The organism is Actinomycetospora sp. ABD4_176, assembly GCF_056311855.1.
This window is the reverse complement of record NZ_CM149974.1, coordinates 4,259,637-4,273,984: the sequence shown is the minus strand read 5'-3', so window position 1 is coordinate 4,273,984 and position 14,348 is coordinate 4,259,637. Positions and strand designations below refer to the sequence as shown.

The window sequence follows — 14,348 nt, the reverse complement described above, 5'->3', positions numbered from 1 at the left end:
ACGATTCCGCGAGGTGACGGTGAGCCGACACGGGATAGGTGACCCCGACACCGTTCCGTTCTCCGTGAGCGGTACCCGGACGGGCGCGCGCCGAACCCGGTCGTCGGCCACCCGGTCCTCCTCGACCCGGCCCTCCCCGACCCGGTCCTCCTCGACGCGCTCCTCCACCACGGGCTCGATCCTGATCGCGGCGGTCGCCGCGGGCGCGGTGCTCCCCGCGATCCAGACGCTCGACACGCACGTCGCCGACGCCGAGGCCCCGGTCGCGCCCGACCCCGCGGCCACCGCCGCGCTCGCCCTCGCCTCCCAGCACCGCACGGCGTCCGCGGCCGGCGGCGTCGCCACCGTCAGCCCGGTCGCGATGCCCTCGTCCGCCGCGACCTCGGCGTCCTCGGCCTCGACGTCGTCGGCGTCCTCCGCGTCGTCGGCCTCCGACGAGCCGAGCGCCGGCGACGCCGACGACGTCTCCTCGCTCATGAAGTCGATCACCTTCACGCGGGAGAACGGGCCGCTGGAGTTCGGCACGCCCTACTCGGCGGGCAACGAGCGCACGCTGGACGGCCAGATCGCCAAGGCGCTCGGGCTCATGGGCCTGCCGCAGCGGCTGGCGCCGGGCGTCAAGAAGATCATCATGCGGGAGTCGACGGGCGACGCCGACGCCGTCAACGACTGGGACTCCAACGCCGCGGCCGGGACGCCGTCGAAGGGGCTCATGCAGCTCATCGACACGACCTTCCGCAACGCGGTGCTGCCCGAGCTCGCGGATCGCGGCATCTTCGACCCGGTCGCCAACATCACCGCGGGCGTGCGCACGATGGTCGCGAACCACAGCATCGAGGACGTCGAGGCCGGCGGCCTGCGCAACTCCGCGGGCAACTACATCGGCTACGGCGGCGCGGCGATCCCCGACGACGGCCTGGGCCGCGCGGACTGACCGTCCCCACCCCGCACGGGGTATGTCGGGAGCATGAGTGATCGCACCTGGCTGGTGACCGGCGCGTCCCGGGGCCTCGGCCGCGCCCTCGTGGAGGAAGTGCTGGCCGCCGGCGACCGGGTGGTGGCGACCGCGCGCGACGCCACCACCCTCGACGACCTCGCCGACCGGCACGGCGACCGCCTCCTGACCCGCGACCTCGACGTCACCGACCGCGCCGCCGTGAACGCGGTGACCAACCAGGTCGCCGCCGAGACGGGCCGCATCGACGTGCTCGTCGCCAACGCCGGCTACGGCCTGGCCGGTGGGGTCGAGGAGGTCAGCGAGGACGAGGCCCGCGCGCAGGTCGAGGTGAACCTGTTCGGCGCGCTGTGGACGATGCAGGCGGTGCTGCCGACGATGCGCGCCCAGGGCTCCGGGCACCTCCTGCCGATCTCGAGCATCGGCGGCGTCGGGGCGTTCCCGAACACCGGGCTCTACCACGCCACGAAGTGGGGGCTCGAGGGACTGTCGGAGTCGCTGGCCCAGGAGGTCGCGCCCTACGGCATCTCGGTGACGATCGTCGAGCCCGGCCCGTTCCGGACCGACTGGAACGGCGGCAGCATGGTGCGCGCGACGCCGATGCACGCCTACGACGAGGTCCTCGGCCCGCGCCGCGCGGCGATGGACGGCTCGCAGGCCTTCACCCAGCCCGGCGACCCGCACCGCGCCGGCCGGGCGATGATCCGCGCCGTCGACAGCGACGACCCGCCGCGGCGCCTGCTGCTCGGCGAGATGGCCGCCGACCTCGCCCCGCGGCTCTGGCAGCAGCGCATCGACGAGGCGACCGCCTGGCGCGACGTGGCCGTCGGCGCGGACTTCCCGCCCGACGAGCGCTGACCGCAGACGCAGCGAACGGGTATCTCGCTGCTTCTATGCGCGCAAACACCCCGTTGATCGTCAGGCCGGCGAGGGGCGCAGCGGAGCGAACGCGCCGTTGTTGCGCCTAGAAGCGGCGAACAGCGCGTTCGCTCCACCAGGCGAGCTCAGGCACCCGGGCCCTTCTGCAGCACCGGGCGCAGGGTGTCGAGCACGCTCGCGTCGTCGATCGTCGACGGCACGGCCTCGTCCTTGCCGTCGGCGATGCCGCGCATGGTCTTGCGCAGCACCTTGCCCGAGCGGGTTTTTGGCAGCGCCGGCACGACGGCGACGTTCTTGAACGACGCCACCGCGCCGACCTCGTCACGCACCATCGCCACGAGCTCCGCGGCGAGCTCGGACTCCTCGCGCTCGACGCCGGCCTTGAGCACGACGAAACCGCGCGGCACCTGGCCCTTCATGGCGTCGTGGACGCCGATGACCGCGCACTCGGCGACGTCGGGGTGCCCGGAGAGCACCTCCTCCATCGAGCCGGTCGACAGGCGGTGCCCGGCGACGTTGATGACGTCGTCGGTGCGCCCCATGACGTAGAGGTAGCCGTCCTCGTCGAGGTAGCCGCCGTCGCCGGTGAGGTAGTAGCCCTCGTAGCGGCTCATGTACGACTCGCGGAAGCGCTCGTCGTCGTCCCACAGCGTCTGCAGGCAGCCCGGGGGCAGCGGCAGCTTGATCGTGATCGCGCCCTCCTCGCCGCGGGGCAGGACGCTGCCGTCGACGTCGAGGATCTCCACCTGGTAGCCGGGCACGACCACCGACGGCGACCCGGCCTTGAGCTCCATCGGCTCGAGGCCGCGCAGGTTGGCCGCGATCGGCCAGCCCGTCTCGGTCTGCCACCAGTGGTCGACCACCGGGATGCCGAGCTTCTCCGACGCCCACATCCAGGTCTCGGGGTCGAGGCGCTCGCCGGCGAGGAAGAGGGTCTCCAGCGACGAGATGTCGTACTGCTCGAGGTACGACGCCTCCGGGTCCTCCTTCTTGATGCCGCGGAACGCGGTCGGCGCGGTGAACAGCACCTTGACCCCGTGCTCCTGCACGACCCGCCAGAACTGGCCCGCGTCCGGGGTGCCGATCGGCTTGCCCTCGTAGAGCACGGTCGTGGCCCCGGTGAGCAGCGGTGCGTAGACGATGTAGGAGTGCCCGACGACCCAGCCGACGTCGGAGGCGGTGAACATGACCTCGCCGGGCCCGACGTCGTAGACGTTCTCCATCGACCAGCGCAGCGCCACCGCGTGGCCGCCGTTGTCGCGCTGGACGCCCTTGGGCCTGCCGGTGGTGCCCGAGGTGTAGAGGACGTAGAGCGGGTCGGTGGCGGCCACCGGGACGCAGTCGACGGGTTCCGCGTCGCGCATGGCCTCGACCCAGTCGACGTCGCGCTCGCCCATGGACGCCTCGGCCTGCGGGCGCTGGAGGACGATCGAGCGGCCGGGGTCGTGGCTCGCGAGCTCGATGGCCTTGTCGAGCAGCGGCTTGTACTCGATCACCCGCTTGCCCTCGATGCCGCAGGACGCGCTGACGATCGCCGAGGGGCGCGCGTCGTCGATGCGCACGGCGAGCTCGCGGGCGGCGAACCCGCCGAAGACCACGGAGTGCACGGCGCCGAGGCGCGCGCAGGCGAGCATGGCGATGGCGGCCTGCGGGACCATCGGCATGTAGATGATCACGCGGTCGCCCTTGTCGACGCCCACCGAGCGGAGGACGCCGGCGAAGCGGGCCACCTCGTCGCGCAGCTCGCGGTAGGTGAAGCGCTGACGGTCGTCGGTCACCGGCGAGTCGTGGATCAGCGCGACCTGGTCGCCGCGGCCGGCGTCGACGTGGCGGTCGAGGGCGTTGTGGCAGGTGTTCAGCTCGCCGCCGCCGAACCAGCGCGAGAACGGCAGCGCCGACGTGTCCATGATGGTCTCGGGCTCGCGGTACCAGTCGATCAGACCCGCCGCCTCGCGCCAGAAGCCGTCGGGGTCGTTCATGCTGCGGTCGTAGGCCGCCCGGTACTCGCCACTCATGGTCGGCGACACTAACCACGGCCCCGGACTCCGCGCACCGCCCGATCGGCGCGCCGGTCGTCCCGCGACGCACGGTCCCGCACGCCGATGTCCGTGGTGGCGCCCGGTCTCCGTCCTCGCCGTGCGGTCCGGATGCATCCGCGGGCGGCCCGGTGGCCGTAGTGGGGGTTGTCCGCGCGACCTCCACCCACGAGGAGTACCGAATGCGCCGCCTCGCCCGCGCCGCCGGAGGGGTCCTGATCGCGTCCGCGATCGCCCTCACCACCGCCGGCACCGCCACTGCCCAGGAGACCGGCACCGTCTACGTGGTCCACGGCATCCCCGACACCCCCGTCGACGTCTACGTCGACGGGGAACGTGCCCTCGACGACTTCCAGCCGGGCACCACCGAGGGCCCGCTGGACCTGCCCGCCGGCCCGAAGCAGGTCGCGATCTACCCGGCCGACGCCGCCGACGACTCCGGCGAGGCCCTGCTCTCCGCGGAGGCCGACGTCCCGGCCGGCGGGAACGTCACCCTTGCCGCCCACCTGACCGCCGAGGGGCAGCCGTCGCTGTCGCCGCTGGTCAACGAGGTGGGGTCGGTGCCCGCGGGCCAGGCCCGCGTCGTCGTGCGGCACCTCGCGGCCGCGCCGGCGGTCGACGTGCTCGCCGGCGGAGAGCCCGTCGTGCAGGGCCTGACCAACCCGAACCAGGAGGCCCTGGAGGTCCCGGCGGGCACCGTCTCGGCGGCCGTCGCCGCGGCCGGCACCACCGAGCCCGTCATCGGACCGGCCGACCTGACCCTCGAGGAGGGCACGACGACCTTCGTCCACGCGATCGGGTCGCTCGACCAGAACACCCTGGATCTCGTGACGTTCACCGTCAGCGGGGGCGACAGCGCTCCGAACGGCGTGCCCGCCGGCGCACCGTCCGGGGCACCGGCCGGCGGGCCCGTCGCCGGCTGGGTCGCGCTCTCGGCGCTCGGCGTCGCGCTCGTCGGCGTGTCGCTCGCCCGCCTGCGTCCCGCGGGCCGGCGCTGACCCGTCGGCTCCCCGCCCTGGTCGGGCTGGTCGTCGGCCTCGCGCTGGCGATCGGCCCGGCCTGGGTCGGGCTCTCCTCCTCCGGATCCGCCGCCGGGACGGTGGCGGCGGCTCCGGCGGCCCCGGCCCCGGATCCGGGGCCGGGGCCGGGGTCGTCGGTGGCGGTCGTCCGCCCGCCCGACCCGGGCGCCCCCGTGCGCGTGCGGGCCCCCGCCGTGGACCTCGACGCGCCGGTCGTCGCGGTCGGCGTCACCGACGACGGGCAGATGGCGGTCCCCGAGCGGATCGCGGAGGTCGGGTGGTACCGGTTCGGGCCCGTCCCGGGCGCCCCGGCCGGCTCGGCGGTGCTCGCGGGCCACGTCGACGACCGCGTCCAGGGTCTCGGCGCCTTCGCCGACCTCGGCGCGCTGCGCGTCGGGGACGAGGTCAGCGTCGACGGGCCGGACGGAACCACCACCCACCGTGTCCGCGAGGTCCGCGTCGTCGGGAAGGAGGCGCTGCCCCTGGACGAGCTGTTCGACGAGTCGGGGCCACCCCGCCTCGTGCTCATCACCTGCGACGGGCCCTTCGACACCGACGCCCGTCGGTACCGGGACAACCTCGTCGTCGTCGCCGAGCCGGGCGGCCGTGCCCCGTGATCAGGAGTTTGACCGCTTCGTCCCGGGTCACTCTCCCGTCGTGAGGAGCGCTCGGTGACCGACGGGCTCGCGCGCCGCCCGCGTCCCGCCGTCCCCGCCCCGCCCATGGCCGCCCCCGCGCCCGTGCCCGACGACGACCGCGTCGGCCGTGCCCTGCGCGCCGGAGAGCCGGGGGCCCTGCGGGAGGCGTACGACCGGCACGGCGCCTGGGTCCTGGCCGTCGCGGCGCGGCGACTGGGCTCGACGCACGACGCCGAGGACGTCACCCAGCAGGTGTTCGCCGACGCCTGGCGCGGCCGGGCCGGCTTCGACCCCGACCGGGGTCCGCTCGGCGCCTGGCTCGCGGGCATCCTGCGCCGCCGCGTCGCCGACCGCCTCGGCAGCCGGGGACGCGAGGCCCGCGTCGGTGCCCGCGCGGACCTGACCGAACACGACCACGGCTGGCCGGACCCGGCGGGCGGGGCCGGTCCGACGCTGGCCGACGAGGTCGTGGGGGCGATGCTCGTCGCCGACGAGCTCGCCCGGTTACCCGCCGATCAGGCGCGGGTACTACGCCTTACGGTGCTGGACGAGCTCACCCACCAGCAGGTCGCGGCGGCCACCGGGCTCCCCCTGGGCACCGTCAAGAGCCACGTGCGCCGGGGACTCGCCCGGCTGCGACGACGGTGGGAGGCCGATGGTGTCGCACCCGACGGCTGACCAGCTCACCGCCGCCGCCCTGCCCGGCGAGCCCGCCGACCCGGAGGTGACCGCCCACCTCGCGAGCTGCGCGCGCTGCGCCGCGGAGGTCGACGCGCTGCGCCGCACGGTGGTGCACGCCCGCGACGGCATGACCATGGACGTCCTGCCCCCGCCGCGCCCGGAGGTCTGGGAGGGCGTCCTCGCCCGGCTCGACGACCTCGACGACCTCGACGACGACGCCCCGGCACGGCCCGCTCCCGCGTCGACCCCCGACACCGCGCCGACCCCGGACACCGCGCCGACCCCGGACACCGCGCCGCGCCGCCGCCGCGCCCGCCTCCTCGCCGTCGGGATCGCCGCGGTGCTCGCGGGCGTGGCGGTCGTGGCGGGCGTGGTCGGCGTGGTCGGAGCCGACCGGCCCGACGACTCCCCCACGACCGTGGCCCTCGTCGCCGACCGGCCCGGGGTCGCCGGTGAGGTCGTGCGGGGGGAGGCCGGCATGCGCGTGGAGGTCACGCTCCCCGGGCCGGTCCCGGCCGGTCACGACCTCGAGGTGTGGGACACCGACTCGGGGACCCCGCGCTCGCTCGGCGTGCTCCAGCCGGCCGGGAGCCGCGAGCGGTGGGCGGGCGACCTCGCGCCGCTCGCCGCCGACGGGGCGATGCCCCGCCTCGACGTGTCCCTCGAGCCGACCGGGGGCGGCCCGGAGCACTCCGGGCTGAGCCTCGCCCACACCCCGTGACCGTCAGGCCTTGACCTTCTGCGCCACGCGACGGGTGCCGGCGAGCACCTCGCCGGGATCGACCCGCACGAGGGTGCCGTCGGCCAGCACCGGCTCGCCGGCCACCCACACGTCGCGCACCCCGCGCGCCCCGCTCGCCCACACGAGGTTGGAGATCAGCTGGTCGTCGTCGTCCGGGTCGACGAAGGCGGCGTCGTCGAGCGGGACGTGCACGAGGTCCGCCCAGGCGCCGGGGGCGAGGACGCCGAGGTCGTCGCGGCCCAGCGCCCGCGCGCCCTCGCGCGTGGCGAGGGCGAGCGCGTCGGCGGCGGTGAGCGCGGTCGCGTCGGCGCCGCGCTGGCGGGCGAACAGCGAGGCCAGGCGCTGCTCCTCCCACAGGTCGAGGTCGTCGTTGGACGCCGGCGAGTCGGTGCCGAGGCCCGTGCGGATGCCCGCCGCGCGCAGGTCGGTGAGGCGCGCTACCCCGGCCGCGAGCTTGGCGTTCGACCCGGGGCAGTGCGCGACGGCGACGTCGTGGCGGGCGAGGATCGCGATGTCGTCGTCGGAGAGCTGGATCGCGTGCGCGGCGAGCACCCGCCCGCCCAGCGACCCCGTCGCCTCGAGCATGGCCGGCACCGACCCGAACTCGGCGCGCACGGCGTCGTCCTCTCCGGGGGCCTCGGCGACGTGCAGGTGCATGAGCGCGCCGCGCTCCCTCGCGAGCGCGGCGGTGGACGTGATCGCCTCGGTCGGCAGCGTGTACGCCGCGTGCGGGCCGTAGCCGAGCTCGACGCGCTCGCCCGGCCCGAACCGCAGGCCGTCGGCGTCGATCCACCGGGTGATCGCGTCGCGCATCTGCTGCCACGTGCCGAGGCGCTCCATCCCGGGCGCGGTGATGATCCCCGGGGTCAGCACCACCCGGGACCCGATCTCGAGCACCGCCTCGACGACGTGCTCGGTCTGGAAGTACATCTCCGTCGACGTCGTCACCCCGCCGCGCAGCATCTCCGCCGACCCCGCGAGCATCCCTGCGCGCACGTCGGCGCCGCCGAGCTTGGCCTCCGCGGGCCACACCACCTCGACCAGCCAGCGCATCAGCGGCAGGTCGCCGCCCATCCCCCGCAGCACGGTCAGTGGCGTGTGCGCGTGGGTGTTGACCAGGCCGGGCAGCAGCAGGCCGGTCAGCCGGGTGGTCGGGGCGTCGGTCGCCGGGGCGTCGGCCGCGGGACCGACGTGGACGATCCGCCCCGCGTCGTCGACGTCGACCACCGCGTCGCGCAGCACGCTCATCTGCTCGTCGCAGGGCAGGACGATCGGGGCGTGGAGGCGGCGTGCGGTGTTCACGCCGCCAGTCTGGACCTAACGCTCGAGCAGCGAGCGCAGGGAGCGCAGCGGCGGCAGCCAGGCACCGGCGTCGGGCAGCGTGTCGAGGCTGACGCGCGGCAGCGGCTCGCGGAAGACGCCCTCGATGTCCTCGAGGTCGAGGAAGTCGACGATCTCCGACGAGACGGCGAACGCGGCGTACTCACGGAACCCGATGACCGTGACCGTGACGCCCTCGGCCACGAGATCCTCGAGCGGCTCGCGGAAGGCGCGCCCGTCGCCCGACGCCACGACGACGTGGGACAGGCCGCCCTCGTTCCGCCGCAGCTCGATGTGGGCGAGCATGTCCTCGTCGACGTCCGAGTCCTCGGCCGTCTTGGGCTTGGCGAACACCGCGAAGCCGACGTTGCGCAGCGCCTCGACCCACGGCCGCACGATCTCGGTGGAGCCGGGCACGACGTTGGTGAACACCGTGGCCTCGGCGACGCCCTCGGGCCCCGCCTCCGAGAGCAGCCAGCGGCCGACCGCGTCGAAGCGGGGCCGGAACGCCGAGGTCGGGCGCGTGCCGAGCAGCGAGCCGAGGCTCATGTCGATGTTCGGCGCGTCCCAGACGAGCAGCGTGCGCCCGGGCGGCGTCGCCGGCGTCGCCGCGACGTCGCCGGCGTCCTCGATCCCGCCGGTCAGCGGCGCGGACACCGTGGGCGCGGTGGCGAGGTCGGCGGGCGAGGGGGACGGCGACACGGGCCCGACTCTAACCGCCCGGCGGCGGACGCGACGGGTGCTCAGGACGCGCTCCCCTCGGGACCGGTGCGCACCAGGAGGAGATCCCGGCTGGGCCGCCCCTCCCGCTCCGCGCGGAACTCGAACTTGGTGCGCGGGCGCCAGTCGGGGCGGGGCGCGAAGCCACCGTGCGGGTTGACCAGCAGCGGCTCGGCGTCGGTGACCTCGCGCATCTGCTCGGCGTAGTCGGCGACGTCGGTGGCCAGGTGCAGCGTGGCGCCGGGCGCGAGGCGCGAGGCCATGAGCGCGACGGTGGCGGGCTGGACGAGGCGGCGCTTGTGGTGGCGGCGCTTGGGCCAGGGGTCGGGGTAGAAGACGCGCAGGCCGGCCAGCGAGTCCGGCGCGACGAGGGCCTCGAGCACGACGACGGCGTCGCCGCGCAGCAGCCGCAGGTTGGTGATGCCGTGCTCCTCGACGCGCAGGAGCAGCTGCCCGAGGCCGGGCGGGTAGACCTCGACGGCGACGTGGTCGGCGTCCGGCTCGGCGAGCGCGAGCGCGGCCGTGGTCTCGCCCATCCCGGAGCCGATCTCCAGGCGCAGCGGGGCCTCCCGGCCGAACCAGGCCGGCGCGTCCAGCCGGCCGTCGCGCACCGGGGGCGTCGGGCCGTCGCCGTCGCGGTCGAAGCCCGGGGCGAGCGCGCCGTAGCGGGGCCACAGCCGCTCCCACGCGCGCTGCTGCCCGGCGGTCATCCGCCCGCCGCGGTCGGTGAAGCTCAGCACCGAGCGCCGCGGGGCGTCACCCGACGCGCCCGACGTCAGCGTCTCGTGTCCCGGCCGCACCCCCTGATCCTCACACGCAGGCCGGTGGCCGGCGCCGCGGTGGTGGGACGTCCGGTCAGCGCCCGGTCAGCGCCCGGTCAGCGCCCGGTCAGTGGCCGATCACGGCCGGCGCAGCGGGGCGAGGGTCGCGCCGTCCGGGGTGATCCGGACGCGGACGACGGCGGCGGACACGCCGAGCACGGTGGCGACGAGACGGCGGGCGGCCGGAAGGGCGTCGGCGAGGCGCTCGACGACGACCTGCTGGTCGGAGGGACCGAAGCGCAGCGTCCACCCGGTCGAGCCGAAGGTCGCGGTCACGGCGTGCACGACGTCGGCGAGCCGCGGCAGGGGCGCCGTCAGGGGCTCGGCCACGGCACGCGCCGGGCGACGGGTCAACGGGACGAGGGTCACATCCCGCTCATCGTGTCGGCCGGCGGACGCATTAACCGTCCGCGCGACGATGACCCGGACGGGCGAACGGGGACGGCCCGGACGGACCCGTGCTCCCGCGTGTCATCAGGCCGCGCCGCCGGACGGCGGGCCCCCCTCGATCACCTGCTGGCGCGGGTTCTGCCGGGCGCGCCGCGACTGCTCGTACTGCTGGGTCATCTCCGTCTCGAGCGTCTCGCTGCGGCGCCGGCTGCGGACGCGGGCGAGCAGCAGCAGCGTCAGGCCGTGGAGGACGCCGAGCACGAGCATCACGCCGCCGAGCTGGGTGACGACGATCTGGACCGTGCCCTGGACGTCGAACGGGCGGTAGGTCGAGATGAGGGCCAGGAAGCCCAGGGCGACGAGGTGGAACAGCACGCCGAGCAGGCGGTTCGTCGACCGGGCGACCTCCTCGGAGTCGAAGACGTCCTGCAGGAAACCGATGCCCGACCGCATGAGGATCTGCCCCACGACGAGCGTGAGGATCGCGCCGACGACGACGATGAAGAGGTACGTGCCGGTGTCGAGCACGATCGTTTTCCTCCCGGGTGACGGTTCGTGAGCAGTCTCCCCTGACGGGCGATCACGCGAAACCCTCCGCGACCTCCGGCAACCGGCCCTGACGCGACGGGCCGGGCGCCTACTCTGCGACGACTGTGGGCCCTCTGCGCAGCGCCGTCGTCGCGACATGCCGTGCGCTGGCGCCCCGAGTGTCGCTGCCCACGGCCGACGCCGTCGAGGCCGTCGCCGCCCGCATGCTCGCGACGCCCTCGCTCGTCGTCGCCGGGCCGGTCTCGTCGGGCAAGTCGACGCTGGTCAACGCCCTGGTCGGCCGGCGGGTCGCGCCCACCGGCGCGGGCGAGTGCACGGGGCTGACCGCCCACTACGTCCGCGGACCGGCCGACCGGCTCGACGTCGTCCTCGTCGACGGCACCCGCCGGCCCCTGCCGCTGGCCGCCGGGGGGCGGGTGCCGGCCGCGGTGGGCGACCGGCTGGGCGTGCGCCCCGAGGACGTCGACCACCTCGTCGTGACGCTGACGAGCGCGGCCCTCGACGGGCTGACGGTGATCGACACCCCGGGCACGGGCTCCGCGCGGCGCCCCGCCGGGCCGACCGGGGGCGCGCACGCCGACGCCGCGCTCGTCGTGCTGCCCGCCACCGCGCACGCGGGCGACCTCGACGTCCTGCCCGGGCCGGCGGCGCACGGGCCGGCCGGCGTGGTCGCCGTGCTCGGGCGCGCCGACACCGTCGGCCCCGACGACGGCCGCGAGCTCGCCGTCGACCTCGGGCGGCGCCTCGGCGACCGGGTGGGCCCGGTGACGCCGGTGATCGGGCTGCTCGCCGAGACCGCCGTGACCGGGGCGCTGCGCACCGAGGACGTCGGCGCCCTGCGCCTGCTCGCCGGCGCCGACCCCGCCGTGCTCGAGGTGGCGCTGCTCGACGCCGACCTGTTCACCTCCGCCGAGCTGCCGGTCCCGGTCGAGGCCCGGGTGCGGCTGCTCGAGCTGCTCGACCTGCGCGGCCTCGCCCTGGGCCTCGCGCTCCTGCGGGGCGACGCCGCGGCGGGGGTCGGCGAGCTCTGCGAGGCCCTCCTCGCCGCGTCGGGGCTCGCGACCCTCGTGGGCCGGCTGCACGACGAGGTCCGCGCGCGCACCGACCTGCACGCCGCCACCGCCGGGCTGCGCGACCTCGCGGCGCTCGGGACGGGCACCGAGCGGATCGCCGACGCCGTGGGCGTGCTGGGGCGGCGCGAGGGGTTCGCCGAGCGGGCGGTGCTCGACGTCCGCGCCCGCCTGCGCGCCGGCGCGCTGGGGCTGCCCCCGGAGCTGTTCGAGGAGGTCGACCGGCTCGCCGCCCCGGGCCCGCCCGACGTCCGCATGGCCCGTCCGGGCGCCCATCCCGTGGAGCTCGCCGGCCACGCCGCCCGGCGCGCCGCGTGGTGGCGGGCCTACGGGTCCTGGGGCTCGCCGCGGCGCATCGCCGACCTCGCCCACGTCGTGCACCGCGCCTACGTGCGGCTGTGGCGCGAGCTCACGGCGGGGCAGGCGGCGTGAGCGCCCGGCCGGAGGTGCCGGGCGAGGTCGCCCGCACCCGCGAGGCGCTCACCGCCCTGCTCGCGCGCCTCGACCCCGACGCCGCGTCCCGGGCGGCCGCGCCCCCGCCCCCGGCCCGGCCGACGGTCGTGCTCGTCGGCGCGCCGGGCCGTGGGCGCGGGGAGCTGCTGGCCGCGCTGCTCGGGCTGGACGCCCCGCCCGGGCCCGACCGCGACGGGGCACGACGGGCGACGCACGGGCTCCTCGGGGTGCCCCTGCTCGAGGAGCTCGACCTCGTCGTCCCCGCCCGCGCCGCCGACCCGGACACCTGGCCGGTCGACGGGGCCACGGCCGCGCTGGTGCTCGCCGACGCCGCGGCGCCGCTCGGGGCGGGCGAGCTCGACGCGCTCGGCCGCGCCGCCGACCGCGTCGACACCGTGCTCTTCGCGCTCACCCGCACCGAGGCACACCGCGGCTGGCGCACCGTCCTCGAGGCCGACCGGGCGCTGGTCGCCGGGCACGTGCCCCGCCTCGCCGAGGCGCCGTGGTTCCCGGTGTCGGCCGCGCTGGCCCGGCGCGCGCCGGACGTGGCCGCGGCGGGCGCGGAGGCACTGCGCCGGCGCTCGGGCCTCGCCGCCCTCCAGCGCGAGCTGCACCGGCTCGTGGCGCGCCGGCGGCGGATGCTCGCCGAGGCCAACGCCCTGCGCCTGCTCGCGGCCGCGCTCGACGGCGTCGCCGCCCGCGCCGAGGCCACCCGCACCGCGCTGCGGACCCCGGCCGACGGCCCCGGTGACCTCGCGCGCCGGCGCGACGAGCTGCTCGCCGCCCGGGCGGCCCTGCGCCGCGACCACCACACCCGCTGGCGCGCCGACCTCGCCGCCGCCCGGGTCGCCGCCACCGACGACCTCGCCGCGCGCGTGCGGGCCCTCGGCGCAGCCGTTCGCGCGCGCATCGACGAGGCCGACCGCGCCGGGCTCGCCGCGGTCCCCCGCGAGCTCGCCGGCGAGGTCGAGGCCCTGGCCGGCGCGGTCGTCGAGGGCCTCGGGGCCCGGCTGCGCGCGCTGGTCGCGGCGACGCTCGCCGACCTGGTGCCCGCCGCGGAGCTCCCCGCGCTCCGCGTGGCCGACCGCGGAGAGCCCGCCCTCGTCCCCGCCCCTCGCGCTCGCCCCGCCGAGGACCGGCTGCTCGTCGTCGCCGGCGCCTCCGGCGGGCTGGGGCTCTCGCGGCTGGCGCTGCTGCCGCTGCTCGCCGTGCCGATCGCGCCGGCCGCCCTCGGCGCCGCCCTCGTCCCCGTGTCGGTGGGGCTCGGCCTGGGCGCCGCCGGCTGGGTCGCCCGCGCCCGCCGCCTGGCCGCCGACCGCGCGCACCTGCGGCAGTGGTCGGTCGAGGCGCTCGCCGAGGTCCGCGGCGACCTCGAGCGGGTGCTCGCCGACGCCCTGATCGCCACCGAGCGGGAGGTGACGCTCGCCCTCGACGCCGCGCTGTCCGACCGGGCGCGCGACCTCGACGACGCGCTCGCCGCCGCCGAGCGCGCGCTCCGCCGCGCGGGCACCGACCGCACCGAGGCCGACCGGGCCGCCGCGCGCACCGCCGCCGAGGCGCGCGAGGGCCGCGACCGCGCCGAGGCCCTGCTCCGCCGCCTCGCCGCGCTGCGGGATCGCGTCGATGTCCCCGCCGGTGTCCCCGTCGATGTCCCCGTCGATGTCCCCGAACCGCACCCACGCCCCGCGCCCGCGACCTAGCCTCCGGGCATGGTCGAGGCCGAGTTCCCCGAGGCGCACGTCGATCCCGCCGACCCCACGGGGCCCGCCGAGCCCCCCGTGCTGCTCGTCGCCGACGGCGCACACGTGCTCGGCCCGGCGACCGTCGACAGCGACGCCGACGGCCGGCCCGACACGGCCGTCGTCGCCGAGCCCGACGCCCTGGTGCTCGGCACCGACCTCGACGGCGACGCCCGCGCCGACGTCCTCACGCGCATCGCGCCCGACGGCAGCGCGGTGACCGGCGGGCCGGAGGTGCCGGTCGGGCCGGACCGGGACGAGGGCTGGGTGGGCGATGTCCCGCCGGCGCCGACCATCGACCCGGTCACGGGGCGGTGGGTGCGCGACTGATCAGGA

Annotated in this window: 15 protein-coding genes; 9 read left to right on the top strand and 6 right to left on the bottom strand. The window is 76.8% G+C overall.

Features of this window, described 5'->3' with window-relative positions:
- Positions 1-64 precede the first annotated feature (64 nt).
- Both ACYX4T_RS20665 and ACYX4T_RS20660 read left to right on the top strand, forming a co-directional pair.
- The gene (locus ACYX4T_RS20665) at positions 65-934 is read left to right on the top strand and encodes a transglycosylase SLT domain-containing protein (protein WP_476011148.1); all 870 of its coding nucleotides are present in this window, start codon (positions 65-67) and stop codon (positions 932-934) included.
- Positions 935-967: 33 nt separating this feature from the next.
- Positions 968-1,813 carry an oxidoreductase gene (locus ACYX4T_RS20660; RefSeq protein ID WP_476011147.1) on the top strand — a complete coding sequence of 282 codons (846 nt, stop codon included), beginning with the start codon at positions 968-970 and terminating at the stop codon, positions 1,811-1,813.
- A 146-nt stretch (positions 1,814-1,959) separates the two neighbouring features.
- On the opposite strand, the gene ACYX4T_RS20655 is transcribed toward ACYX4T_RS20660, so the two are convergent.
- On the bottom strand, positions 1,960-3,849 hold the full coding sequence (locus tag ACYX4T_RS20655) for a propionyl-CoA synthetase (RefSeq protein WP_476011146.1): 1,890 nt from the start codon (positions 3,847-3,849) through the stop codon (positions 1,960-1,962).
- Positions 3,850-4,052: 203 nt separating this feature from the next.
- On the opposite strand from ACYX4T_RS20655, the gene ACYX4T_RS20650 reads away from it, so the two are divergent.
- The 4 genes from ACYX4T_RS20650 to ACYX4T_RS20635 all read left to right on the top strand — a co-directional run bounded on the left by ACYX4T_RS20650 (position 4,053) and on the right by ACYX4T_RS20635 (position 6,929).
- Positions 4,053-4,868, top strand: coding sequence for a DUF4397 domain-containing protein (locus ACYX4T_RS20650; RefSeq protein WP_476011145.1), 816 nt, complete (start codon positions 4,053-4,055; stop codon positions 4,866-4,868).
- Between the two features lie 158 nt (positions 4,869-5,026).
- Positions 5,027-5,506 (top strand): class F sortase, encoded by a 480-nt coding sequence (locus ACYX4T_RS20645; RefSeq protein WP_476011144.1) that lies wholly within the window; start codon positions 5,027-5,029, stop codon positions 5,504-5,506.
- A gap of 54 nt (positions 5,507-5,560) precedes the next feature.
- Positions 5,561-6,205, top strand: coding sequence for an RNA polymerase sigma factor (locus tag ACYX4T_RS20640; RefSeq protein WP_476011143.1), 645 nt, complete (start codon positions 5,561-5,563; stop codon positions 6,203-6,205).
- A complete protein-coding gene (locus ACYX4T_RS20635) occupies positions 6,183-6,929 on the top strand; it encodes a hypothetical protein (protein WP_476011142.1) in 747 nt (248 codons plus the stop codon). Before ACYX4T_RS20640 ends, ACYX4T_RS20635 begins: the two co-directional genes overlap by 23 nt.
- Positions 6,930-6,932: 3 nt before the next feature.
- Here ACYX4T_RS20635 and ACYX4T_RS20630 read toward each other — a convergent pair whose 3' ends face one another.
- The 5 genes from ACYX4T_RS20630 to ACYX4T_RS20610 form a co-directional block, all read right to left on the bottom strand.
- Entirely contained in the window at positions 6,933-8,198 is a 1,266-nt protein-coding gene (locus ACYX4T_RS20630; protein ID WP_476015326.1) for an amidohydrolase family protein, read from the bottom strand.
- 69 nt (positions 8,199-8,267) lie between these two features.
- Positions 8,268-8,972: an NYN domain-containing protein gene (locus ACYX4T_RS20625; RefSeq protein WP_476011141.1), complete on the bottom strand. Its 705-nt coding sequence runs from the start codon at positions 8,970-8,972 to the stop codon at positions 8,268-8,270.
- Positions 8,973-9,013: 41 nt separating this feature from the next.
- The gene (gene trmB / locus ACYX4T_RS20620; protein ID WP_476015325.1) at positions 9,014-9,700 is read right to left on the bottom strand and encodes a tRNA (guanosine(46)-N7)-methyltransferase TrmB; all 687 of its coding nucleotides are present in this window, start codon (positions 9,698-9,700) and stop codon (positions 9,014-9,016) included.
- Positions 9,701-9,889: 189 nt separating this feature from the next.
- The gene (locus ACYX4T_RS20615; RefSeq protein WP_476011140.1) at positions 9,890-10,165 is read right to left on the bottom strand and encodes a hypothetical protein; all 276 of its coding nucleotides are present in this window, start codon (positions 10,163-10,165) and stop codon (positions 9,890-9,892) included.
- Between the two features lie 120 nt (positions 10,166-10,285).
- Positions 10,286-10,729: a hypothetical protein gene (locus ACYX4T_RS20610; RefSeq protein WP_476011139.1), complete on the bottom strand. Its 444-nt coding sequence runs from the start codon at positions 10,727-10,729 to the stop codon at positions 10,286-10,288.
- Positions 10,730-10,908: 179 nt separating this feature from the next.
- Between ACYX4T_RS20610 and ACYX4T_RS20605 the strand changes: the two genes are divergently transcribed.
- The 3 genes from ACYX4T_RS20605 to ACYX4T_RS20595 are packed head-to-tail and all read left to right on the top strand — an operon-like array spanning position 10,909 to position 14,342.
- Positions 10,909-12,252, top strand: coding sequence for a dynamin family protein (locus ACYX4T_RS20605; RefSeq protein ID WP_476011138.1), 1,344 nt, complete (start codon positions 10,909-10,911; stop codon positions 12,250-12,252).
- Entirely contained in the window at positions 12,249-13,973 is a 1,725-nt protein-coding gene (locus ACYX4T_RS20600; RefSeq protein WP_476011137.1) for a hypothetical protein, read from the top strand. Before ACYX4T_RS20605 ends, ACYX4T_RS20600 begins: the two co-directional genes overlap by 4 nt.
- Before the next feature lie 9 nt (positions 13,974-13,982).
- Positions 13,983-14,342 (top strand): DUF6802 family protein, encoded by a 360-nt coding sequence (locus ACYX4T_RS20595; RefSeq protein WP_476011136.1) that lies wholly within the window; start codon positions 13,983-13,985, stop codon positions 14,340-14,342.
- The last annotated feature ends 6 nt before the right edge of the window (positions 14,343-14,348 follow it).

Bases quoted from the DNA above. Each gene is read 5' to 3' on its own strand.
- trmB (WP_476015325.1), bottom strand. From the start codon at position 9,700: ATGACCGCCGGGCAGCAGCGCGCGTGGGAGCGGCTGTGGCCCCGCTAC.
- ACYX4T_RS20630 (WP_476015326.1), bottom strand. From the start codon at position 8,198: ATGAGCGTGCTGCGCGACGCGGTGGTCGACGTCGACGACGCGGGGCGG.
- ACYX4T_RS20650 (WP_476011145.1), top strand. From the start codon at position 4,053: ATGCGCCGCCTCGCCCGCGCCGCCGGAGGGGTCCTGATCGCGTCCGCG.
- ACYX4T_RS20595 (WP_476011136.1), top strand. From the start codon at position 13,983: ATGGTCGAGGCCGAGTTCCCCGAGGCGCACGTCGATCCCGCCGACCCC.
- ACYX4T_RS20635 (WP_476011142.1), top strand. From the start codon at position 6,183: ATGGTGTCGCACCCGACGGCTGACCAGCTCACCGCCGCCGCCCTGCCC.
- ACYX4T_RS20655 (WP_476011146.1), bottom strand. From the start codon at position 3,849: ATGAGTGGCGAGTACCGGGCGGCCTACGACCGCAGCATGAACGACCCC.
- ACYX4T_RS20660 (WP_476011147.1), top strand. From the start codon at position 968: ATGAGTGATCGCACCTGGCTGGTGACCGGCGCGTCCCGGGGCCTCGGC.